Annotated in this window: 21 protein-coding genes; 16 read left to right on the top strand and 5 right to left on the bottom strand. The window is 58.8% G+C overall.

The genetic code is table 11. The features are described from left to right. Positions 1-96 precede the first annotated feature (96 nt). The 3 genes from leuD to HF320_RS07760 are packed head-to-tail and all read left to right on the top strand — an operon-like array spanning position 97 to position 3,325. Positions 97-603, top strand: coding sequence for a 3-isopropylmalate dehydratase small subunit (gene leuD, locus HF320_RS07770; RefSeq protein ID WP_169277800.1), 507 nt, complete (start codon positions 97-99; stop codon positions 601-603). 57 nt (positions 604-660) lie between these two features. Beyond that, the gene (leuB, locus tag HF320_RS07765; RefSeq protein ID WP_169277799.1) at positions 661-1,773 is read left to right on the top strand and encodes a 3-isopropylmalate dehydrogenase; all 1,113 of its coding nucleotides are present in this window, start codon (positions 661-663) and stop codon (positions 1,771-1,773) included. 55 nt (positions 1,774-1,828) lie between these two features. Next, positions 1,829-3,325: a transglutaminase-like domain-containing protein gene (locus tag HF320_RS07760; RefSeq protein ID WP_211159021.1), complete on the top strand. Its 1,497-nt coding sequence runs from the start codon at positions 1,829-1,831 to the stop codon at positions 3,323-3,325. A 423-nt stretch (positions 3,326-3,748) separates the two neighbouring features. On the opposite strand, the gene HF320_RS07755 is transcribed toward HF320_RS07760, so the two are convergent. From HF320_RS07755 to HF320_RS07745, 3 genes are all read right to left on the bottom strand, one after another. Beyond that, positions 3,749-4,543: an ABC transporter ATP-binding protein gene (locus HF320_RS07755; RefSeq protein ID WP_169277798.1), complete on the bottom strand. Its 795-nt coding sequence runs from the start codon at positions 4,541-4,543 to the stop codon at positions 3,749-3,751. Beyond that, positions 4,536-5,459, bottom strand: coding sequence for an ABC transporter permease (locus tag HF320_RS07750; protein WP_169277797.1), 924 nt, complete (start codon positions 5,457-5,459; stop codon positions 4,536-4,538). The genes HF320_RS07755 and HF320_RS07750 overlap by 8 nt, the downstream gene beginning before the upstream one ends. Positions 5,460-5,629: 170 nt before the next feature. Continuing rightward, the gene (locus HF320_RS07745; RefSeq protein ID WP_169277796.1) at positions 5,630-6,619 is read right to left on the bottom strand and encodes an ABC transporter substrate-binding protein; all 990 of its coding nucleotides are present in this window, start codon (positions 6,617-6,619) and stop codon (positions 5,630-5,632) included. Positions 6,620-7,012: 393 nt separating this feature from the next. On the opposite strand from HF320_RS07745, the gene HF320_RS07740 reads away from it, so the two are divergent. Together HF320_RS07740 and lgt are read left to right on the top strand one after the other, a co-directional pair. After that, positions 7,013-7,291, top strand: a complete 279-nt coding sequence (locus HF320_RS07740; protein ID WP_169277795.1) for a NifU family protein — start codon at positions 7,013-7,015, stop codon at positions 7,289-7,291. Between the two features lie 142 nt (positions 7,292-7,433). After that, positions 7,434-8,255, top strand: a complete 822-nt coding sequence (gene lgt / locus HF320_RS07735) for a prolipoprotein diacylglyceryl transferase (RefSeq protein WP_169277794.1) — start codon at positions 7,434-7,436, stop codon at positions 8,253-8,255. A gap of 99 nt (positions 8,256-8,354) precedes the next feature. Here lgt and HF320_RS07730 read toward each other — a convergent pair whose 3' ends face one another. Next, the gene (locus HF320_RS07730) at positions 8,355-8,828 is read right to left on the bottom strand and encodes a deoxycytidylate deaminase (RefSeq protein ID WP_040219906.1); all 474 of its coding nucleotides are present in this window, start codon (positions 8,826-8,828) and stop codon (positions 8,355-8,357) included. 212 nt (positions 8,829-9,040) lie between these two features. Between HF320_RS07730 and HF320_RS07725 the strand changes: the two genes are divergently transcribed. The 8 genes from HF320_RS07725 to HF320_RS07690 all read left to right on the top strand — a co-directional run bounded on the left by HF320_RS07725 (position 9,041) and on the right by HF320_RS07690 (position 15,295). After that, on the top strand, positions 9,041-9,847 hold the full coding sequence (locus tag HF320_RS07725; protein WP_022386720.1) for a YebC/PmpR family DNA-binding transcriptional regulator: 807 nt from the start codon (positions 9,041-9,043) through the stop codon (positions 9,845-9,847). A gap of 183 nt (positions 9,848-10,030) precedes the next feature. Next, positions 10,031-10,573, top strand: a complete 543-nt coding sequence (amaP, locus tag HF320_RS07720; RefSeq protein ID WP_169277793.1) for an alkaline shock response membrane anchor protein AmaP — start codon at positions 10,031-10,033, stop codon at positions 10,571-10,573. Further along, positions 10,566-10,946, top strand: coding sequence for a DUF2273 domain-containing protein (locus tag HF320_RS07715; protein ID WP_349290720.1), 381 nt, complete (start codon positions 10,566-10,568; stop codon positions 10,944-10,946). Before amaP ends, HF320_RS07715 begins: the two co-directional genes overlap by 8 nt. A gap of 20 nt (positions 10,947-10,966) precedes the next feature. Beyond that, positions 10,967-11,458 (top strand): Asp23/Gls24 family envelope stress response protein, encoded by a 492-nt coding sequence (locus HF320_RS07710; RefSeq protein WP_169277791.1) that lies wholly within the window; start codon positions 10,967-10,969, stop codon positions 11,456-11,458. A gap of 114 nt (positions 11,459-11,572) precedes the next feature. Continuing rightward, positions 11,573-12,232 (top strand): DUF4234 domain-containing protein, encoded by a 660-nt coding sequence (locus HF320_RS09195; RefSeq protein WP_169277790.1) that lies wholly within the window; start codon positions 11,573-11,575, stop codon positions 12,230-12,232. A gap of 15 nt (positions 12,233-12,247) precedes the next feature. After that, positions 12,248-12,697, top strand: coding sequence for a DUF2752 domain-containing protein (locus tag HF320_RS07700; protein WP_169277789.1), 450 nt, complete (start codon positions 12,248-12,250; stop codon positions 12,695-12,697). A gap of 167 nt (positions 12,698-12,864) precedes the next feature. Next, positions 12,865-13,860 carry a YitT family protein gene (locus HF320_RS07695; protein ID WP_248276671.1) on the top strand — a complete coding sequence of 332 codons (996 nt, stop codon included), beginning with the start codon at positions 12,865-12,867 and terminating at the stop codon, positions 13,858-13,860. 139 nt (positions 13,861-13,999) lie between these two features. Beyond that, positions 14,000-15,295 (top strand): zinc-ribbon domain-containing protein, encoded by a 1,296-nt coding sequence (locus HF320_RS07690; protein ID WP_349290719.1) that lies wholly within the window; start codon positions 14,000-14,002, stop codon positions 15,293-15,295. A gap of 131 nt (positions 15,296-15,426) precedes the next feature. On the opposite strand, the gene HF320_RS07685 is transcribed toward HF320_RS07690, so the two are convergent. Beyond that, positions 15,427-16,890 (bottom strand): M20 family metallopeptidase, encoded by a 1,464-nt coding sequence (locus HF320_RS07685; RefSeq protein WP_169277787.1) that lies wholly within the window; start codon positions 16,888-16,890, stop codon positions 15,427-15,429. Between the two features lie 119 nt (positions 16,891-17,009). On the opposite strand from HF320_RS07685, the gene HF320_RS07680 reads away from it, so the two are divergent. The 3 genes from HF320_RS07680 to groL all read left to right on the top strand — a co-directional run bounded on the left by HF320_RS07680 (position 17,010) and on the right by groL (position 21,328). Then, positions 17,010-18,671, top strand: coding sequence for an amidohydrolase (locus tag HF320_RS07680; protein ID WP_248276670.1), 1,662 nt, complete (start codon positions 17,010-17,012; stop codon positions 18,669-18,671). Positions 18,672-19,320: 649 nt separating this feature from the next. Next, on the top strand, positions 19,321-19,608 hold the full coding sequence (groES, locus tag HF320_RS07675) for a co-chaperone GroES (RefSeq protein ID WP_169277786.1): 288 nt from the start codon (positions 19,321-19,323) through the stop codon (positions 19,606-19,608). Between the two features lie 82 nt (positions 19,609-19,690). Beyond that, positions 19,691-21,328: a chaperonin GroEL gene (groL, locus tag HF320_RS07670; protein ID WP_022386709.1), complete on the top strand. Its 1,638-nt coding sequence runs from the start codon at positions 19,691-19,693 to the stop codon at positions 21,326-21,328. The last annotated feature ends 257 nt before the right edge of the window (positions 21,329-21,585 follow it).

The following is a 21,585-nucleotide window of genomic DNA, read 5'->3' as shown; positions in this document are numbered from 1 at the left end:
CGAGCCGAACGTGACTAAACGCCACGTTCGTGCGAGCAGGACTGTCTGAAATGGCAAATAAAACCTGGCCCCTCCCTCCCGGGAAAGGTGAACGATATGAAATTCAACGGAACTGTTTTTCGTTATGGCCGTGACATCGATACCGATGTCATCATTCCGGCTCGCTATCTCAACACGTCAGATCCGGCAGAGCTTGCCAAGCATTGTCTGGAGGACCTGGATACCACGTTTGTGGAGCGCGTAAAGCCCGGCGACATCATTGTTGCCGACGAGAACTTTGGCTGTGGCTCCTCGCGCGAGCACGCGCCGGTCGCCATCAAGGCTGCAGGTGTTTCCTGTGTGATCGCCAAGAGCTTCGCGCGCATCTTTTACCGCAATTCGATCAACATGGGCCTGCCGATTCTGGAATGCCCGGAGGCCGTGGACGCCATCTCAGACGGGGATGTGGTGAGTGTCGATGCCGATACCGGCACGATTGTGGACGAGACCACGGGCGCGATCTTCCATGCGCAGCCGTTCCCGCCGTTTATCCAAGAGATCATCAATGCCGGCGGTTTGGTAGAGCGCACCAAGCAAAAGATTGCCGAGGCGCAGGCGGAGTAGACGACCGTGGAAAACCCCTTTTGCAAAGGCCCCTCAACCCTCGATTGGAGTTGCAACGTGAAAAAGAGCTATAAGGTGTGCACCCTGCCGGGCGACGGCATTGGACCCGAGGTCATCGCTGAGGGCAAGAAGGTTCTTGCCGCAGTGGGGGCGCGTGCCGGCGTCGAGTTTATTTGCGAGGACGCGCTTATCGGTGGAGCCGCGATCGACGCGTGCGCAGATCCGCTGCCCGAGGCCACGCTTGCCGCGGCACAGGCGGCCGACGCCGTTTTGCTGGCGAGCGTGGGCGGACCCAAGTGGGATTCGACCGATCCAGACGCTCCCCGTCCCGAGCAAGGTATCCTGCGCATTCGCAAAGCTCTGGGGCTTTACACCAATCTTCGTCCGGTGAAGATCTACGACGCGCTTGCCGGTGCCTCCACCCTTAAGCCGGAGGTCATCAAGGGCGTTGACATGATGCTCGTGCGCGAGCTCACGGGCGGCATCTACTTTGGTAGCCATGAGCGTTTCTACGACGAGCAGGGCGCTGGCGCAAACGGTGAAGCCGGCCAGCGCGCGGTGGACGTTATGGAGTATCGCGAGTACGAAGTCGAGCGCATTGCCCGTCAGGCCTTTGAGGCCGCACGCAAGCGTCGCGGTAAGGTGACGAGCGTCGATAAACGCAACGTGCTCGAGACCTCCCGCATGTGGCGCGAGATAGTTCATCGCGTGCACGACGAGGAGTATGCGGACGTAGAGCTTGAGGACCTGCTTGTGGACAACACCGCAATGCAGCTCATCAATCGTCCTGCCGACTTTGATGTCGTGGTAACCGAGAACATGTTTGGCGACATTCTCTCCGACGAGGCTGCGCAGATCACGGGTTCGCTCGGTATGCTCGCTTCTGCAAGCTTGGGCGACGGCGTGTCGCTTTTTGAGCCCAGTGCTGGCTCCGCGCCCGATATCGCGGGCCAAGGGATTGCCAATCCGCTCGCTCAGATTTTCTCGGTGGCCATGATGCTCACCTATGCCTTCGATATGACTGAAGAGGCTGCATGGATTGAGACGGCTGTCGAGCACGTGCTTAACGAGGGTTGGCGCACGCGCGATATCGCTGATTCCGATACGCCTGCCGAGAAGATCCTCGGTACCGCCGATATGGGCGACAAGGTGGTTGCGGCCTTGGCGTAGGCTAAAAGTTACGACGCTGACACTCCGTATGTTCAGTTGGGCATGCGGAGTGTATTTGCGTTTAGACATATTGCATTGGGGAGTCGGCACGCCTGTATGGAATGGCGGCGCCGGCTCGCGTGTTGTGGGCGCTGATACGGCGCCGCACTGGAGTGAGGGCACCATGCAGCAGGTAGTGACCATGAACGACGATTTCCGCCATTTGAACGATGGGGTGCCGCCGCATATCGCGCGTTTTATCGTCGCGGGGGAGTATGACCGTGCGCTTCGTCTTATCGAAGAGGAGCTCGAGACGGGGAACCGTCCCGAGATAGAGCCGTGCCTTCGTGCGGAATATGCTCGCCTGCTGCGCACGCGCCGCGATTTTTGTTTGACACGCGCTGATGTTATCGGGCAGATTCGCGCTGAGTGGCCTGAGTTTGGCGATGCCGAGCTGGATGCCCTTATCGATCGCGAGCGTCTTGATTGGCGCTACGTGGATGGCGAGCAGCGTTTCTTGCAGAGCTGCGTAGAGTCGCTGCGTCTGTACCCCAATGATGTTCCGGGCCTTGCTTGTCCGCCAACCGATCGTGCAGATCAGCTCGCCGTGCTCGACGAGATGCGCTCGAAGGGATATGCCGAGCGCCGCGTGCGCGTGCGCCATACGCTTAGCGTGGGCAGGGATGTTGATGTGGACCCCGAGACGCACGTCATGGCGTGGATTCCGTATCCTTCCGGTCAGCAGGTGGCGGATATCAAGCTCGTTGAGGCGAGCGAGGGGGCGCAGATTGCGCCTGCGACAGCGCCGCAGCGCACGGTCCACTGGGATGTGCAAGGTGAGCGTTCATTCTTTGTCGAGTATGAGTACACCATTCGCGCTCCCTATGTGGATCTGTGGGCAGACAATCCCGTTGCTCCCGTATGGGACGCGCCGTTTGCACCCGCGCCCGCTCCTACGCCAGAGGATCTTGCCGCCGAGGAACCGCACCTGGTGTTTACTCCGTATCTTCGCTCGGTTGCTGAGCGCCTCTATGCAGATATTCCGGCTGAGGATATGCTCGAGCGCGCCCGCGCGGCGTATCTGTGGGTTACGCAGAATATCGATTACCGCTATCAGCCGGCCTATGTGCTGCTGGATAGCATTGCAGATTCGTGTGCGCGTTCTCGCCGTGCGGATTGCGGCGTGTTTGCCTGCACGTTTATCACGCTGTGTCGCTTAGGCGGTGTGCCGGCACGCTGGCAGAGCGGTTTGTACGTAAAGCCCGATTCAGTAGGCTGTCACGATTGGGCGATGTTCTACATTGAGGGCCTGGGCTGGCTTTGGGGCGATTGCTCCTTTGGTTCCGCGGCGCGCCGCGAGGGAGACGACGCCCGCAGGCATTTCTATTTTGGAAATCTGGGGCCCTGGCGCATGCCCGCCAATGCGCGTTTCTTTGCTCCGCTCACGCCTGCCGACCCGGCATTGCGCGACGATCCCTTTGACAATCAGATGGGTGAGCTGTGCGTGGACGGCGTTGGCATGACGTCGTACGACCGCGAGGCCGAGATTACAGCAACTATGGAAACTCTCTAGTCAGTAGCTTTCGCGATTTTAAGTACTGCCGCAGCGGTTCTTCGTTTTTCGAGGAGCCGCTGCGGCGTTTTTTGGCGGTGGGGCCCGCGCGCTCTGCGACCATTCAAAAGATAATGGGCATTTCACGGCAGCGTGTCGCAAAACTAAAAAGCTCAATACCTTTGTAAAATGCTACTCAAACAAAACAATTCGAAGTGCGTACCCTAAATCAAAAGAGCTGAGTATACAAATTATTTAACCCTCTGTAATCCTGGGCTTTTATCACGCGAATAGAAGGGTCTACTCGGCAATTTTAGTTTAGGGTACGCACTTCGAAGAGTTTTGAAACGAGCTACTAAAAACGGGGCGCCGAATTACCTTCGGAGCCCCGTAAAACAGGCTGTTTAGAATTGCAGCCTTTTGCAGGCGCGCAATGCACTCGAATTAGCTCAGCAGCATGCGGTCGTTAGCGAATTCGCCGCCGCTGACCTCTTCGAACTTCTGCAGCAGATCGGGAACGGTGAGCGATTTTTTCTCTTTACCGGCAACGTCGTAGATAACGTGGCCCTCGTGCATCATGATGAGGCGGTTGCCCAGACGGATGGCATCGTTCATGTTGTGCGTGACCATCAGCGTGGTGAGGTTGTTCTCGGCGACGATCTCTTCGGTGAGATTGAGGACCTTGGATGCGGTTTTGGGGTCAAGCGCTGCGGTGTGCTCGTCAAGCAGCAGCAGCTTGGGCTTTGTGAGGGTGGCCATCAGCAGGGTGAGGGCCTGACGCTGTCCGCCCGAAAGCAGACCGACCTTAGCTTCCATGCGCGTATCGAGACCCAAGTCGAGCTTCTTGAGGAGTGGCGGGAACTCAGCTTTTTCTTCTTTGGTGACACCCCAGGCAAGACCGCGATGCAGGCCGCGGCGCTTGGCGAGTGCCAGGTTTTCGACGATCTGCATGTCGGCGGCGGTGCCACGCATGGGGTCTTGGAACACGCGGCCAAGATACTTGGCGCGTTGGGGTTCGGTCATGCGCGAAATATCTTTACCGTCGAGCTCGATTACGCCCGAATCGAGAGGGTACACACCGGCGATCATATTGAGCAGCGTGGACTTGCCGGCGCCGTTGCCACCGATCACGGTAACGAAGTCGCCGTCGTTAAGGACGAGGTCAACACCGGTAAGGGCACGCTTCTCGGTGACGGTGCCCTTGTTGAACGTCTTCTTGACGTGGGAGAGCTTAAGCATCCTGATCATCTCCCCTCGAGTAGGAGCTGCGCAGCTTGTACTTCTCCCAAACGACGGGGATGCACAGGGCAAGCACGACGATAACGGCGGAGAGCAACTTCATGTCGTTGGCGTTCATGCCCATCTGCAGCACGAAGGCGCGGATGAGAAAGTAGACCACAGAGCCCACGACAGCAGCCGCGAGACGCATGCCGAACTTGGTGAGGCCACCGGGCAGCAGACGTCCCAGGACCTCGCCGATGACGATTGCAGCAAGGCCGATGACAATGGCGCCGGTGCCCATGCCGATATCGGCGTACTTCTGGCTCTGGCAGATAAGGCCGCCTGCAAGGCCCACGAGTGCGTTGGAGAGCACGAGGGCGATCATCTTGGTGCGGTTCGTGTTGACGCCAAGCGCGCGAATCATGTCCTCGTTGTTGCCAGTGGCGCGCAGGGCAGAACCGATTTCGGTTCCAAAGAACCAGTAGAGCGCGGCCACGATGACAATGGCGATGATGATGCCCATAAGGGCCGATACGGTGCTTTGGGGCAGCCCCGTTAGCCTGGACGCGTCGGAGAAGATCGTATCGTTGGCCAGAAGCGGGGTGTTGGACTTACCCATAATGCGCAAGTTGATGGACCACAGCGAAATCTGAGTGAGAATACCTGCGAGGATGGCGGGAATCTCAAAAACCGTGGTGAGAACTCCCGTGATGGCCCCGGCGAGGCCGCCAGCAATCATGCCGACAAGAATCGCCAGCGCAGGATGTACATGGGCATTGACGATAAGTACCGCCACGACGCTTCCGCCCAGGGCGAAGCTGCCGTCTACGGTCATATCGGGGATGTCGAGCAGGCGAAACGTGATGAACACGCCAAGCACCATGATGCCCCAGAGAATGCCTTGCGAGATGGCACCCTGTAGTGCGACGGACATTTGATGTGCCTCCTTATGTGACGTCGGAGCGTCCCCGCTGGGGAGTGCGCTCAAAATACAAATACCGCTAGATAATAGCGTGGGATATCAAAGACGCCACGACGGACCCGCAGGCGGGCGCGTCGCGGCGCGGGGAGTGACAAGCGCAGGCTCGAGCCCGCCGCTGGGCCTTAGGCGTCGAGGGCGGAGAGGTCGACGCCGATAGCCTCGGCCATCTCATCGTTCTTTACGACGACGAGGCTCTTGGTGGAAAGGTGCTCGATGGGCATATCCTCAGGCTTGGCCTCGCCCTTCAAAATCTTGATGGCCATCTCGCCTGCGGCGCGGCCCAGATCCTCGTAGTTGATGGAGAGGGTGAACAGGCCACCGGCGTTGCACATGCCTTCCTCGCCAGCGATGAACGGGAGCTTGTTCTCCTTGCAGATCTGACCAACCTGCGCAGCGCCCGCGGCGATGGTGTTGTCGGTGGGGGAGTAGAGCGCGTCGACCTTGCCCACGGCAGACTCGACCACGGACTGGATCTCGTTGGAGCTAGAGACGGTGAAGTCGGCGTACTCGATGCCGAGCTTGTCGAGTTCCGCCTTAGCGGCCTTGATCTGGACGTCGGAGTTGGACTCGGCGGTGCAGTAGAGCAGGCCAACCTTTTTAACGTCGGGCAGCACCTTCTGCATCATCTCGAGCTGCTCGGCGACTGGGGTAAGGTCGGAGGCGCCGGTGACGTTGGTGCCGGGCTTGTCGTTATCCTGCACAAGGCCGGAGGCGGCGTAGTCGGTAATGGCGCAGCCCACGATAGGAATATCGGTAGTCGCTGCCGCGGCTGCCTGCGCGGCAGGTGTGGCGATCGCGTAAATGAGGTCGACGCCGTCGCTCACGAACTTAGAGCTGATGGTCTGGCAGGCAGACTGGTCGTTTTGGGCGTTTTGCTGGTCGAACTTGACGTTCAGGCCGCTTTTCTTGAGGGCCTCGACAAAACCTTTGTTGGCGGCGTCGAGCGCGCTGTGCTCGGTGAGCTGAATCACGCCAATGGTGTAGGTGGTGCCAGATGCTGCAGAGCCGGCAGCGCTGCCGGTGGAGGAGCCGTTTGAGCCGCAGCCCACAAGCGTACCCGCCAGGAGCAGGCCGGCGCTGGCGATGAAGTTCCTTCTGCTGATGTTCGCCATGGTAATCAACCCTTTCAAGTCGTTGGTCAAAGCTGTTGGGCGCGCTGTTTATTCGGGCCATCCGACCGCAGCGCGCATAACGCTTAAGATACTGCGTGCGATGTTCAATATCATACGTATACGTGCTCAATAGCGTGGAAACAAAGGTCAACGGTTGAGCGTTTGTTACCAATTGTTAATCTTCAAGGTGATGGGTGTTTATTTTTGGGTACACGACTGTTGCTGCAGGCATTTCCGCTCTATGAAAAATGGCGGAGAATCACAACCTGGTGCCGAGCATGACCTCGCGCATGGGTTTGCAAGCATGTACTATATGAATGCATATGATGCATGAGCGCCGGCGGCATGAGCGCCAGCGCATGGTATCAAGATATCAAGACGAAAGGAGCCCCTGTGGCTGTTGATGAAGAATATCTCAAGAAGGTCCTCGACGAGATTCGCCCTAACCTTCAGGCCGATGGCGGTGACCTCGAGTACGTTGGTGTTGACGAAGAGGGCGTGGTGTCATTGGAGCTGCAAGGTGCTTGCGCCGGCTGCCCCATGAGCCAGCTCACGCTCTCCATGGGCATTGAGCGCGTTTTGAAGGAGCACGTGCCCGGTGTCACGCGCGTTGTCGCCACCAATCTTCCCGGCGAGGCCGCAGACATGTTGGACGAGTACGAGCCGTTCTAAGGCGACGACGATTTGATTTGATTTGCGCCCGCTTCCGTAAGGGGCTGCGGGCACATGTAAGCCGCGGGCGTTCGCATTAAGCGAACGCCCGCTTGGTATAACGGCGACACTATCTGGCGACAGCAAAAGACAAGAGGACATCGTGCTCAACGAGTTGTATCAAAGCTTGGACCCCGTGGCGATATCGGCCGGTCCCATTACTATCTACTGGTACGGAATCGCCTATATCGTGGGGGCTATCATCACGGGGGTGGTGATGTATCGCACGCAGCGACGCTGGGGCCTTAATCTGACGATTGATGACCTGGTGAGCGTGGTTGTAGGCGTGGTCTTTGGCCTGATTATCGGCGCGCGCCTGTTCTACGTCGTCTTTTATGGTGACGGCTACTACCTGGCGCATCCGCTCGAGGTCTTTGCTGTCAACGAGGGCGGCATGAGCTTTCATGGCGGCCTGGTGGGCGGCATCGTGGGTGGAACCATCGCATGCCGCATCTACAAGATCTCGGCTTGGACCGTTGCCGACCTCGCGGTATGCGGAGCCCCGCTCGCTCTCATGTTCGGCCGCTTTGCGAACTTTGTGAACGGTGAGCTGTGGGGCAAGCCCACCGATCTGCCATGGGGCGTGGTCTTTGGCGGCGCTGCAGGCACGATGCCGAGGCATCCGTCCCAGCTTTACGAGGCCTTGCTCGAAGGCCTTGTGCTCTTTTGCGTGCTGCAGATTTTGAGCCGTCGCAAACCCGTGTTGCCGCAGGGCACGTTCATGGGCGTTTTTGTGATGGGCTACGGTATCGTGCGGTTTCTGGTTGAGTTTGTGCGCGTGCCCGATGCCCAGCTGGGATATCTTTTGGGCGGCGTCATAACCATGGGCCAATTGCTTTCCCTGCCACTTGTGGTGGCGGGCGCGGTACTTATCGTCTACGCGCAGCGCAAGGCGCGCCCGCAATGCGATTACCTGGAGAAATAGCAAAAGAAACGGTGAGGCTACCATGGTATGGAGCCGTTGCCGTGTGATATGAAACGCCTCGCATCCGTCGGATTCGATGGATGCGAGGCGTCGTTGTGACTATGCGTCGACAAGAACCTGCCGGTAGGTGATGCCGCAGGAATCGAGAATGCGGCGGCTGATGCGCCCGTCGTCGGTATCGGCGTATTTGTTGTCGAGGTAGACCACCTCGCCGATGCCCACCTGCGCGAGGATCTTCGCACAATCATGGCAGGGAAAGAGCGTCACGTAGACCGTGGAGCCCTCAAGGTCGCGCAGGCTGCCGCGGTAGTTGAGCACGGCGTTTGCCTCGGCGTGCACCACGTAGTTGTGCTTGTCCTCGAGCGGGTCGTCCGAGGTGCCCCAGGGAAAATCGTCATCGTTGAGGGCGGAGGGCGTCCCGTTATAGCCCACCGAGAGGATGCGGTGATTGGTGCTTGCAATGCAAGCGCCCACCTGCGTATTGGGGTCTTTGCTCCTAAGCTGTGCGGCAATTGCCACGCGCATGAAGAACTCGTCCCAGCTGATGACGTTTTGGCGCTTAGCTGATGGCATGGGTGCTCCTTTCGGCTTTGCATTGCACCACAGTATAGCCATTGTGATGGCTCTCTATATCGCGCGGAGTGCCGCCTTGTGCGTAGCGATTGCGTGCAGGCAAAAAGAGGAGACTTTATCGCGCCCGCCGCGTGGTATATCATGCATTCCGTATGTTTGCAATCCTCGCGCGATGCACCCGCGCGGGTGTGATCGTGTAGAAGGAGACTCGAATGTCCGGACACTCTAAGTGGGCCACTACCAAGCATCGTAAGGGCGCTCAGGACGCCAAGCGTTCTGCCCTGTTCTCCAAGCTGAGCCGTAACATCACCGTTGCCGCTCGCCTGGGTAACGACCCCAACCCCGAGAACAACGCTTCCCTTGCCGCCGCTGTCGACAAGGCAAAGGCTCAGTCCATGCCCAAGGACAAGATCAAGTCTGCTATCGACAAGGCCTTTGGCGCCGGCGCCGACGCTGCCGTTTACGAGAGCATCTCCTATGAGGGCTACGGTCCCGCAGGCGTTGCTGTTTACGTTGAGTGCCTGACCGACAACCGCAACCGCACGGCTGCCGATGTTCGCTCCGCCTTCTCTCATGCCGGCGGCAACCTGGGTACTTCCGGTTCCGTTTCCTTCCAGTTTGAGCGCAAGGGTCAGGTTGTTGTTGTCAAGGAGATCCTCGACCCCAACGCCAAGAAGGAGACCATGATTGCCAACGGCGCTGCTGGCGACGAGGACGAGTTCATGATGGCCGTGGCCGAGGCCGGCGGCGAGGACTACGAGGACGCTGGCGACGAGTGGATCGTTTGGACCAACCCCGGCGACCTGATGGCTGTTTCCAAGGCTCTTGCTGCCCAGGGCATCGAGGTCAAGGGTTCCGAGCTCACCATGGTCCCCACCACCCCGACCGAGGTTTCCGGCGCCGATGCCAAGAAGGTCCAGCGTCTGGTTGACCGCCTTGAGGAGCTCGACGACGTCCAGGATGTGTACCACACCATGGACATGACCGACGAGGTCATTGCTGCTCTCGAGGAGGAGTAGCAGGAGCTGTTGCGCCGTTGCGCAATGTGACAGGATTGTTATCGGGCCGGGTCTGTGTAAATCACACAGACCCGGCCCGATTCGTTTATTCTTAAAGAGTTGTTGAGGCGTGCAACGCGCGCGGGACATACGGGTATACGAAAGCCTTAAGGCTGTTGAGCTATTGGACGAAAGGAACAGGGCATGCGAGCACTGAGAAGAATTCTCGCGCTTATCTACCTGCTTTCAGGTGCCTTGGTCATTGCCATGTTCGCTGGCTATCTCTTTTCGCCCGCGGCACGCAACATTGAGGTTTTGTTCCAAAAGCCCGCGGTGCGTATCGTTTTGCTCGTGTGCATGGTCATCTTAGGTCTGGGTACCCTGGTAGCGGCGATTCGCATGATGGCGCACCGCCGTGTCGTGACGTGCGTGCATCCGCAGGCGAATCCCGATATCGAGGTGAGCCTTGCCGCCATCGAATCGGTGGCGCGCTCGGCGGCGCAAGATCCTACGGCGCTTATCGAGTCGGTCGAGGGCCGCGTGATTGGTCGCGATGCTGATCAGGTGCACGTTCATATCGACGCCATCGCACTTGGCAGAGACAACCTGGCCGAGCGTGCGCAGCGTATCCAGGGGCGTGTGACTCATGCGCTCGACACCATGCTCGGCGCTGCGGGCGCAACCGTGCGCGTGCGCTTCCTTCCCAGCAAGACCACGATTACGACTCAGGAGGTTACTCGTGAGTAAACCCGGCAAGCAAACGTCTAAGGCGCCCAAGCCTCGCTTGACCATCGAGTCCCAGGACGAGGCGAAGGCCGGTGCGCCAGCATCGCAGACGGCCAATGGCTCTGCGCCCGTAGATGACGAGATCGATTTCCACGAGGCAGCGGGGTTCATCCGCGGATTGGGCATGCTCATGTGGCGTTATGCGCGTTCGCATCCCCATACGGTTTTGTACGGATTCATCGGTTTTGTGCTCGCGGCGCTCATCTTGATCTTGGGCTTATGGAACACGATCGTCATCGCGGTTTTTGTGTTTGTGGGAGCCACGCTGGGGCAAGTTCGCGACGGCGATAACGCGATCGTCAACTTTTTTGGCAAGTTATTTGACAGGCACTAAGGCCAAGGCAGGAGTATCACATGGTGGAGATTGAGCAGACCAACAGCGAGGATACGCAAGATCAGGTTGAGGAGTTTGTCGCGGTGGCAGCTGAGCCCGAGGATGACGCTGTCGTGACGGTGGATGCCGATGCCGATGACGAGGAGCTCGTCGAGTCTGAAGATTCGCTCACCTATTCCAATGGCGTGATCGAGAAGATCGTGGCAATGGCCACGCGCGAGGTGCCTCATGTGCTGGGCATGAAGGGCAACCTCATGCACTTTGTGCAGGAGCAATTTGGCGCCGAGAACCTCACCAAGGGCGTGAGCGTCGAGGTCACCGACGACAATCGCGTTGTTGTGAACATCTCTGTGATCATTGAGTACGGTGCATATGCTCCCGATATTTTTGAGGAGGTCAAGGAGCGCGTTACCGAGCGCCTTGGCGCTATGACCGGCCTTGAGGTCGCGGGCATCAATTTGCGCATCGAGGATGTTTTGACGCCCGAGGAGTACGAGGGCAGCGAAGAGTAACGTATTGGTAATGTATCGCCTGAATATGGGACATGCGGCTAAATTCTGTTTGCTAAGCATCGAAGTGCGTTAGGATGTTGAGTAGAAAGAAATCCCATTGGAAGGAGATTCACCGTGTTCTGTGGCAATTGTGGCCAGAAGCTGGCAGATGGCGCTAAGTTTTGCCCCTCGTGCGGCTCGCCCGTAGCTGGCTCTGCACCCGCTTCTGCTCCGGCTCCCGTGCCTGCGCCGGTATACACTCCGGCTCCGACTGGTGATAGCGGTCCGTATTCCTCTGCGGCGCCGGGTCAGGCTCCGCAGGATTTCTCATATCAGACGAACTCCAACCCGTACGTCGCCCCGACGCCTGTTACGCCGCGGGGCGGCATGCCGTTTGTGCCCATACAGGCCGATCGCAGCCTGCCGATGTGGATTATCCTCTCCATCGTCACCTGCGGCATCTACTCGTGGTACTTCCTGTATGAACTGGCTCGTGACATGAACGTCATGTGCCAAAACGACGGAGAGACCACACCTGGTCTGGCGCAGTTCATCCTGCTGTCCATCGTCACCTGCGGCTTCTATGCTTACTGGTGGTATTACAAGATCGGTAACCGTATGCAGACCAACGCTCCGCGTTACGGTCTGCAGTTCCAGGAGAACGGCACCACTATTTTGATGTGGCAAATCGTCGGCGCGCTCCTGTGCGGTTTGGGTCCGATCTTTGCGATGAACATCATCATCAAGAACACCAACGCCATGGCTGCCGCATACAACGCACGTATGGGTGCGTAATTCGGTCTTATGTGTATGACGTTTCCAGAGGGCACGGCGGGCTGGGTTCGCCGTGCCCTCTCTTTTCTGGGCATCTTCTTGGGCGCGACGCTGCTGCTCTATGTAACGGATATCGGCTGCATTATTCGCACGGTCACCGGGGTGCCGTGTCCTGGCTGTGGCATGACACGTGCCTGGCTGGCGTTTCTTACCGGTCGCTTTGATGCCGCGCTGGCATACCATCCTCTGTTTTGGTGCGTGCCTGTGGTGTTTGCGGTCCCGGTGGTACAGGAGCTTTTTCCTAGGGCCAGGCACGCGTGCTGGATTATCGCCTGGGCGCTTATCGTCCTTTTTGTTGGCGTGTGGCTGTGGAGATTGATGACCCCGCACGATGCTGGCCTGCTGTTTTGCGGCCACGTGCCCGCGGGCGTTGACGATGACATCATCCATCTGCAGCGTCCCCTATGGCTTGGGCTGCTGTCATAACAAGGGATTCGTTGGCTTACTGGCTGCGCGCTGCTGCCCTGCCGCTCTTCGATAAAACGGCGCCGCTTGGCCGTTTCTCTGTCCAAGCCGATGGAGCTTATGCCGAGTCGTGCTAGTTTTTCTCCGGTTGTGCCAAGACGGCAACGTAAACGCGGAGAGGAGCGGGTATGTCCACCATGCCCGATGGGCAGATTCAAACTGCTGCGGATGCGAAGGCAAGCACGATGCACCATACCCCGGTGAAGCCGATGGAGCGCGTGGTGAGTCCCGAGGACATCGAGCGCGGTGAGCGCATGGAGCGCCGCCGCTCTGCCGAGCCGGGCTTTTGGCGCTTTTTTGCCGAGCTCAACGCCGGTCTTATCCTTACGGCCTTTGCCATCGTTGCATTTAAGACTCCCAATCACTTTGCGTTTGGCGGCACTTCAGGCGTTTCGGTCATTCTGTCTACGCTGGTACCGACGCTTCCCGTGGGCGTCTTCATGTGGATCCTCAACATCATCTTGGTGGTTTTGGGATTCATATTCCTTGAGCGCCGGGCGATTCTCTGGAGTGTCTTTGCCTCTTTTGCGCTTTCGGCATATGTTTCGCTCTTCGAGCTCTGTATTCCTTCGACGGTTTCGTTGACGGGGGACATGTGGCTTGATCTTTGCTTTGCGGTGATCTTGCCGTCCCTGGGCAGCGCGATTGTGTTTGATATCGGCGCGTCCACGGGCGGCACCGATATCCTCGCCATGATTCTTAAACGCAGGACGACGCTCGAAATTGGGCGCGCCCTTTTGTATGTCGATATCGGCATCGTCGTTATCGCGGCGTTTTTATACGGCTCGCGCGTGGGTCTTTATTGCGTGCTGGGGCTGTTTGCCAAGACCTTGGTGGTCGACAAAGCGATTGAGAGCATCCATCTGCGCAAGGTCTGTACGGTGATTTGCAAGGAGCCGGAGCGGGTTGAGCGCTTCATCGTCCAAAAACTCAATCGCACGGCAACAATCAGTCGTGCGTATGGTGCATTTACCGGCGAGTGCGTCACAGTGATCATGAGCGTGCTAAGCAGGCGTGAGGCCGTGCAGCTGCGCCGCTATGCGCGCGAGATCGATCCGGGTGCCTTTATCACGATCGTCGACAGCTCCGAGATTGTGGGCAAAGGTTTTCGTGGAACGAACTAACGCAGGCGCACTCATCTAGCAATCGAATAGTGTCTCGCGCGTTGCAAATACGTCGTCTAAGAGCATTTGTCCTCACGTTGGGTGATAATGATGCTAGACATCGTTTGCGATCCAGGTGATTCGCTCAAGATACGAAGGGATGATTTCGATGTTTTGCTCGCAGTGTGGCGCCCCCATGGGCGATAGCGACAAGTTCTGCAGCGTGTGCGGTGCCCCTAATGCTGGCGCTGCAAGCTCCGCTCCTCAGGGGCAGCCTCAGCCTCAGCAGCTTGTTCCCCAACCTGTCATGAACGTGCCCAAGGGCTGCACGGCCCAGGCGTTTGAGGATATGACCAAGACTCCGGGCGTGCTGCAACGCGTGTGCCAGATTGCCTTTTTGCCGGCGCTTATCTGCGTCGTGTCGGTGCTCGTGCTGTTCATTCCCGTTATCGGCGGTATTGCAGCTGCTATCGGCTTTTTGGCCGCCTACGTGGCGAGCGTGTGCGGTGCGGGTTTTGGCATCGAGTGGGGTCGCGATCTGTCGCTTAAGATCGATGACGGCATGGATCGTCCGCTGATGCGTTCCACATCGTTTGGTCTCGGAGTCTTTTCGAGCGTTATCTCGGCCGTGCTCGAGGTCATCGCTGCCATTCCCGTTATTGGTGTAGCGCTTTCGCTGGTGGAGGGCGTGGTAATCGGCGCCGCGGGCTCGTACTCTTATTACGGCTCTTATGCACTCGAGGCTGCGCTGTTTGGCTCGCTTGGCCTGCTCGTCTTGGCCTTGATTGTCACGGTGGTCCTGGCGGTTTTCTTTAAGATGTTCGCCGACATCGCCGTAATGCACTTTGCGGTGACCGGTCGCGTCGAGAGTGCGTTTTCGCTCGATAAGGTTTGGGCGGCCTTTAAGAACAATAAGACCAAGCTGTTCTGCGCTTCGTTCCTTCCCGAGTTTTTGACGGGCCTGGTCTCCAACGTTGTCACATGTATCTTGACGGCCGTCTTTGGCGCCATTGCCTCTGTCGGTATGCATAGCTACTACTACCGTCCTACGGCTATTGAGGCGCTTGTTACCGGCGGCGGCATCACGCTCGTATTGTTCTTGGTGCTGACGGCGTTTGTCACGGTATTCCTTACGGTCTTTGGCAACATGCTCAAGCATCGTGCTGTTGGCTATTGGGTTGCGCGCTACGCAAGCGAGTGGGCCGACGAGGACAAGGACGACGTTCTGACTTTTGTGCTGCCCTTCGAGAAGAAGCCTGCCCCTTCTGGCTATAGCGCTCCGGATCCCGTACCTGCACCCGCGCCCGTACCTGCACCCGCGCCTGCGCCCGAGGCGGCGCCCGCGCCCGCGCCTGTGTCTGCCCCGGAATCTGCGCCGAAACCCGAGTCTGATTCGGCACCCGAGCTAGATTCGGCACCCGAGCTAAGCTCCGATGCGGAGCCGCAGGACGAGTAGCCCTGCCGCCTGCCCTTTGGGGACGGGGTAGAAATAGAGTTTGAAAAATGAGCGGGGGCGGACGTATCGAAACGTCCACCCCCGCTTTGACATCGCGATATGGCTATGGCTGCGAGATGACAGCGAAGTGACTACTCGTTACGTCCTTCCTCGCGACGAGCGGCGGCACGTGCATCGCGTATGCCCTTGATGGCGGCATGGCGTGCGGTGTGCGCATCGTGTACAGCATCGCGAGCCTCGGCGGCCGTTGCTTTGGCAGAACGAAGCTTGGCGGCCAGATCGGGATTGGTTTCGGCGACCGCGGCGATAGCGGGGCCGTCGAGCTCTGCTTGCGTGGGCTCGGCTAAAAAGTCGATGGCGTATTGAGCGGCGAGCATGCTGCCCTTGGCAAGCACGGTTTCGTCAATCTTGTAGAAGCATGAATGCTGGGCATATGTAGCACCAATGGCGGGGTTGCGACAGCCCAGGAAAGCGAGCATACCGGGAACGCGGCGCAGATACTCGGAGAAGTCCTCGCCCGAAAGCGTGCCGCGGTAATGACCCACGCCGTCCTCGCCCAAGAGCTTGACGACGGCGGTGTGGCAGCGTTCGGATGCCGCGGGCTCGTTTTCGACCTTGTAGTTGGCGATGGTATAGTCCGTGAGTTCGGCCTCGGCGCCCAGGGCGGCGGCGGTGTGCTCGACGATACGACGGATGTGGTCGGGAACCACGTTGTGGGCGGCTTCGCTGTAGGTGCGCACGGTGCCGGTGAGATAAGCGGAGCCGGCGATGACGTTGCGCGCGGTACCTCCGTGGAGCTCTCCCACGGTCACGACGGCGGGTTCGTACGGGCTGATCTCGCGCGCAACGATGGTCTGCAGCGCATTGACGATCTCGGCGGCGACCATGATGGCGTCGTGGCCGCGCTGGGGCATGGCGCCGTGGCATGATGTGCCGCGCACATCGACGCGGAACCAATCGGTGTTGGCCATGCGCGGGCCCGGCTCGCAGCTTACGGTGCCGGCGTCCACTTCGCTCCAGATGTGCATGGCAAACGCGCCATCCACGCCTTCGCACACACCGGTGCCGATCATCATCTTGGCACCCTGGCCGTTTTCCTCGGAAGGCTGGAACACGATGCGGATCTCGCCGTGGATATCGTCGGTCATATGGCGCAAGATCTGCAAGGTGCCAAGCATCATAGCGATATGGCAGTCATGGCCGCATGCATGCATGAAGCCTTCGTTGACACTGGCGAATTCCTCGCCGGTCTGCTCGGTGACGGGCAGGGCGTCGATGTCGGCGCGCAGCAGGATACGGCGGCGCGGCGTGCCGTCCTCGCGGTAGGCATCGGGGGCGGTGCCGCGCAGGGTCGCCACGAGGCCGGTTTTGAGCGGGCGCTCGTAGGGGATGTTCATGGCATCGAGCTGATTAGCGATGTCGGAGGTGGTGCGCACCTCGGCCAGGCTCGGCTCGGGGTGTTTATGGAAATGGCGACGCTGCCTGATGATATAGGGCTCGAACTCGGCGGCAATGTCATGGATGCATTGGGTCACTTCCTGTGGCGTGCGTGCATCTTTATCGCTCATGATTTGCTGTGCGCGAGTTTTCGTCATTCTTTAGCCCCTTTGACGTTTTTTGCGGCTGCATCTCCTTAAGTATAGTGATGCTTGCTCATTGCGCGTACACTGCATCCCGTGTCCACATGGCGCGACATTGCCGCAGAGGGGAAGAGATGAGTTTGATGCAGATGCGAAACGCCGGTCATAGCGAGCTGATTGTTCGATCAAAACGTGTCTTTACCTCGGAAGATGGTGTTGACGAGCCGCGAGAGCTTGCTTTTTACGTGCGCGATGGCCGCATCGTCTCCATTGGGGAGCCCGAGCGCGTTATTGCCGAGGCCCCTTCAGGCGTGCCCGTGACCGACTACGGGGATCGTTTTATCTGCCCCGGTTTTCACGACGCGCACCTGCATTTTTTCCATACGGCCGTGGGGTGTTCTCCCTACATGCTTATGTATATGGGCAAAAGCGAAGAGGACCTGGTGGAGCGCGCGGTGGAATTTGCGCGCAATCTTCCTGCGGATGCCTGGGTGGTAACGCAGGGCTGGCGCGATTATCGCTGGACTCCTCGTCAGCATCCCAACAAGCGTTCGCTCGACCGTGCGTTTCCCGATCGCCCCTGCGCGATGTATTCGGGCGATGGCCATACGCTTTGGCTTAACAGCGCGGCGCTCGACGCTTTGGGTGTGACGCCCGATACCGAGCCTCCGGCGGGTGGCCGCTTTGATACCTTTGAGAACGGTGAGCTTACGGGTATTGCGCATGAGGCGGCCGCCATGCAGCTGCTTCCGCGCTGTCTTGAGTGGTTGGGCGAGGAGCGTATCGCCGAGGCGTATGCTCAGCAGATGCAGCGCATGGCCGCGCAGGGTATCACATCGATGTGTGACATGTCGCTCATGCCCATGCCGGGCTGCGATTTTATTCGTGACGATGTATACGACAAGCTGCAGGAGGAGGGATGCCTGTGCGTTCGCGCGCATTTGTTCCCCACATTGCTCGACGACCAATCTCGCCTGTTTGAGCTGCAGCGTCGCTACGAGGGCAACGAGTTGCTTTCGGCGCCGGGATTCAAACAGTTCTTTGACGGTGTTTCGAGCGAGCATACCGCGTTTCTTACCGAGCCGTATTCCAACTCGCGCTTCCCAGGCGACCGCGGCCGCCTGACGATTCCCGCCGAGCGCATGCGCGAGTTGGTGCTGGCTGCAGCAAAAGCGGGCGAGCCTGTGCGTATTCACGTGATTGGTGACGGTGCGATCCATGCCGCGCTCGATATCTTTGAGGAGGCGCGCGAGCGTTTTGGCGCGCCAACGCATGGACACAACACCTTGGAGCACCTTGAGAATCTTCTGGCCGAGGATATCGATCGCCTGCGCGAGCTCGACGTGGTGGCGTCAAGCCAGCCGTGCCACATCACGCTGGACCCCGGTGGTCCCGAGCGTGACCTTGGCGAGGACCGTGCCCAGATCATGTGGCCGTTTTCTACCTATGAGCAGCGCGGTATTCGCCAAGCGTTTGGTACGGATTCGCCCATCACGGTTATCAACAGCATGCATGTGATCTATACGGCCGTTACACGCCAAGATCCGCAGAGCCGCTGGCCTGAGGGCGGATGGCATGCCGACGAGAAGATTTCGGCTGCGAGCGCGATTCGCAATTACACCCTCGGCAGCGCCTATGCGGCAGGAGATGAGAAGAACCTCGGAAGCCTCGAGGTGGGCAAGTACGCCGATTTTATTGTGCTCGATCAAGATCTTACGGCGATCGACCCGCAGGAGATTCTTGATACACAGGTGCTCGCAACCTACCTGGGCGGCACTTGCGTGTTCGAGCGCTAGAGATTGCACTGCCGCGGCAACGGCGGCGATGGCGGCGGCAGCGATGGCTGTGGCGGCTGCGGAGGTTGCACGGCCGTGGCGGTGACTGCAACGGCGGCTGCGGTGAAATGTGTTGCCAATGGCGGGGGATGTTTCGCTATTGAATGGCGGTTTTTCGAACATTTTGAAATGAGTGGCGGTTTTTCGAACGTCTGACGAGGCAAATCAGCGTTATTTCGTTTGATTATCCGCCACTCATTTATAAATGCGCGATTTGCCGCCACTCGTTTTGGTAATCACGCGGGGAAATGCAGCGAGGATGCGGGCGAATGCGGTGAGAACGCGAGCAGATGCGCGTTTTACCGCCACTCATCTTAAAAAGAGCCTCGGGTGGATGTGAGATATGCCTCGGGTGGATGTGAGATATGCCGAGGCACACCAAAAAGACTGCCTCGGGGCATTTCTGGCGCACGAGTTTTCCAGTGAGGACCTCTCATCGGCCCTTTTTCGCCTTGGTCTGGAGCGATTCATAAAATCTAAGTGCCAAGAAATAAGATTTTTTGCATTTGCGTTGTATAAGTTGGAATCGCTGGGTACTATTCATACCGTTCGTAACGAGAGAGGGCCATCGCGCACATCTTGTCGCATGGCAACAAAGGAGGAACAAAGCATGTCTTTGAAGCCGCTTGCAGATCGCGTTCTCATCAAGCCGGACGCAGCTGAGCAGAAGACCGCTTCTGGCCTGTATATCGCCAGCAACGCTCAGGAAAAGCCCCAGCGCGGCACCATCGTCGCCGTGGGCGCCGGTAAGGTTAACGGCAAGGGTGAGCGCATCCCCATGGATGTCAAGGAAGGCGACGTTGTTATCTACGGTAAGTTTGGTGGCAACGAGGTCAAGGTCGACGGCGAGGATTACCTGCTGATGCGCGTCGACGATATCTACGCCGTCGTCGAGTAGCTTTCTCGGACATTTTATCTATGCCGCGCGCCGTCGTGACTCGGGCTCGCGCGCGGTGTCACTTCTTTTGGAGGAATAATCAATGGCTAAGAACATCACGTTCAACACCGACGCTCGCGCCAAGCTCGCCAAGGGCGTCAACACCCTGGCCGATGCCGTTACCGTCACCATGGGACCCAAGGGCCGCTACGTTGCCCTTCAGCGTTCCTATGGCGCCCCCACCATCACCAACGATGGCGTTTCTGTTGCCAAGGAGATCGAGCTCGAGGACAACATCGAGAACATGGGCGCTCAGCTGGTGAAGGAGGTCGCTACCAAGACCAACGACACCGTGGGTGACGGCACCACCACCGCAACCCTGCTTGCTCAGGCTATCGTCAACGACGGCCTGCGTAACGTTGCTGCCGGCGCTAACCCGCTGGCCATCCGCCGTGGTATCGACAAGGCCGTCAACGCTGCCGTTGCCGAGATGAAGGCTCAGGCCAAGCCCGTCGAGACCAAGGACCAGATTGCTTCCGTTGGTACCATCTCTGCTGGCGACCCGCAGGTTGGCGAGAAGATTGCTCAGGCCATGGAGGTTGTGGGCAAGGACGGCGTTATCACCGTCGAGGATTCCCAGACCTTTGACATCACCATCGACACTGTTGAGGGTATGCAGTTCGACAAGGGTTACGTCTCCGCTTACTTCGTCACGGACAACGACCGCATGGAGGCCGTGATGAAGGATCCGTACATCCTCATCACCGACCAGAAGATTTCCAACGTTCAGGACATTATGCCTGTTCTCGAGGCTGTCCAGCGCACCGGCAAGGGTCTGCTCATCATCGCCGAGGATGTCGAGGGCGAGGCTCTGCCTACGCTCGTGCTCAACAAGATCCGTGGCGCTCTCAACGTCTGCGCCGTTAAGGCTCCGGGCTACGGCGACCGTCGTAAGCGCATGCTCGAGGATATCGCTGTCCTCACCGGTGGCCAGGCTGCTCTCGATGAGCTGGGTATCAAGGTTGCCGACATCACTGCCGATATGCTCGGTACCGCCAAGTCCGTCACCATTTCCAAGGACAACACCACCATCGTGGGTGGCGCTGGTTCCAAGGAGGCCATCGACGCCCGCATCGCTCAGATCAAGGGTGAGCTCGAGCACACCGATTCCGATTTTGACCGCGAGAAGCTCCAGGAGCGTCTGGCCAAGCTCTCCGGTGGCGTTGCTGTGATCAAGGTTGGCGCTGCTACCGAGACCGAGCTCAAGGAGATCAAGCATCGCGTCGAGGACGCCCTGCAGGCAACCCGCGCTGCCGTTGAGGAGGGTATCGTCGCTGGCGGCGGCGTGGCCTTCATGGACGCTGCTCCTGCACTCGACAAGGTTGAGATTGACGATCCCGAGGAGAAGATCGGCGTCGACATCGTCAAGAAGGCCCTGACTGCTCCTGTGGCCACCATCGCCAAGAACGCTGGCTTTGAGGGCGCTGTCGTGGTCGACAAGGTCGCTACCCTGCCTGCAGGCGAGGGCCTGAACTCCGCTACCGGCGAGTGGGGCAACATGATCGAGATGGGCGTGCTCGACCCGGTCAAGGTTTCCCGCGTCACGCTGCAAAACGCTGCTTCCGTTGCTTCCCTGATTCTCATCACCGAGGCTACTGTCACCGATGTCCCCAAGAACACGCAGCTTGAGGACGCTATCGCTGCTGCTACCGCTGGTCAGCAGGGTGGTGGCATGTACTAAGCCGTAAGGGCTTGACTTCCCATCGGAAGGCCCCGGAAGGTTTCCACGCCAACGTCCTCGCGCTTCGCGCTGCGGGATGTTGGCTTAGGAAATCCTTCCGGGGCCTTCCTGCGTTTACTCCCTTGAAATCGGGCGAGCGGGGAGGAAGGATGGTGCGCCTTCGGCGCGTTGAAAGACGCTTCGCGGCTGCGGAATCGCTCAGGAGAATAACCCGGGGCCTTCCTGCGTTTACGCCCTTGAAATCGGGCGAGCGGGGA

Source organism: Collinsella acetigenes (genome assembly GCF_012844445.1).
GTDB classification, from domain to species: Bacteria; Actinomycetota; Coriobacteriia; order Coriobacteriales; family Coriobacteriaceae; genus Collinsella; species Collinsella acetigenes.
This window is presented reverse-complemented; position numbering and strand designations above follow the sequence as displayed.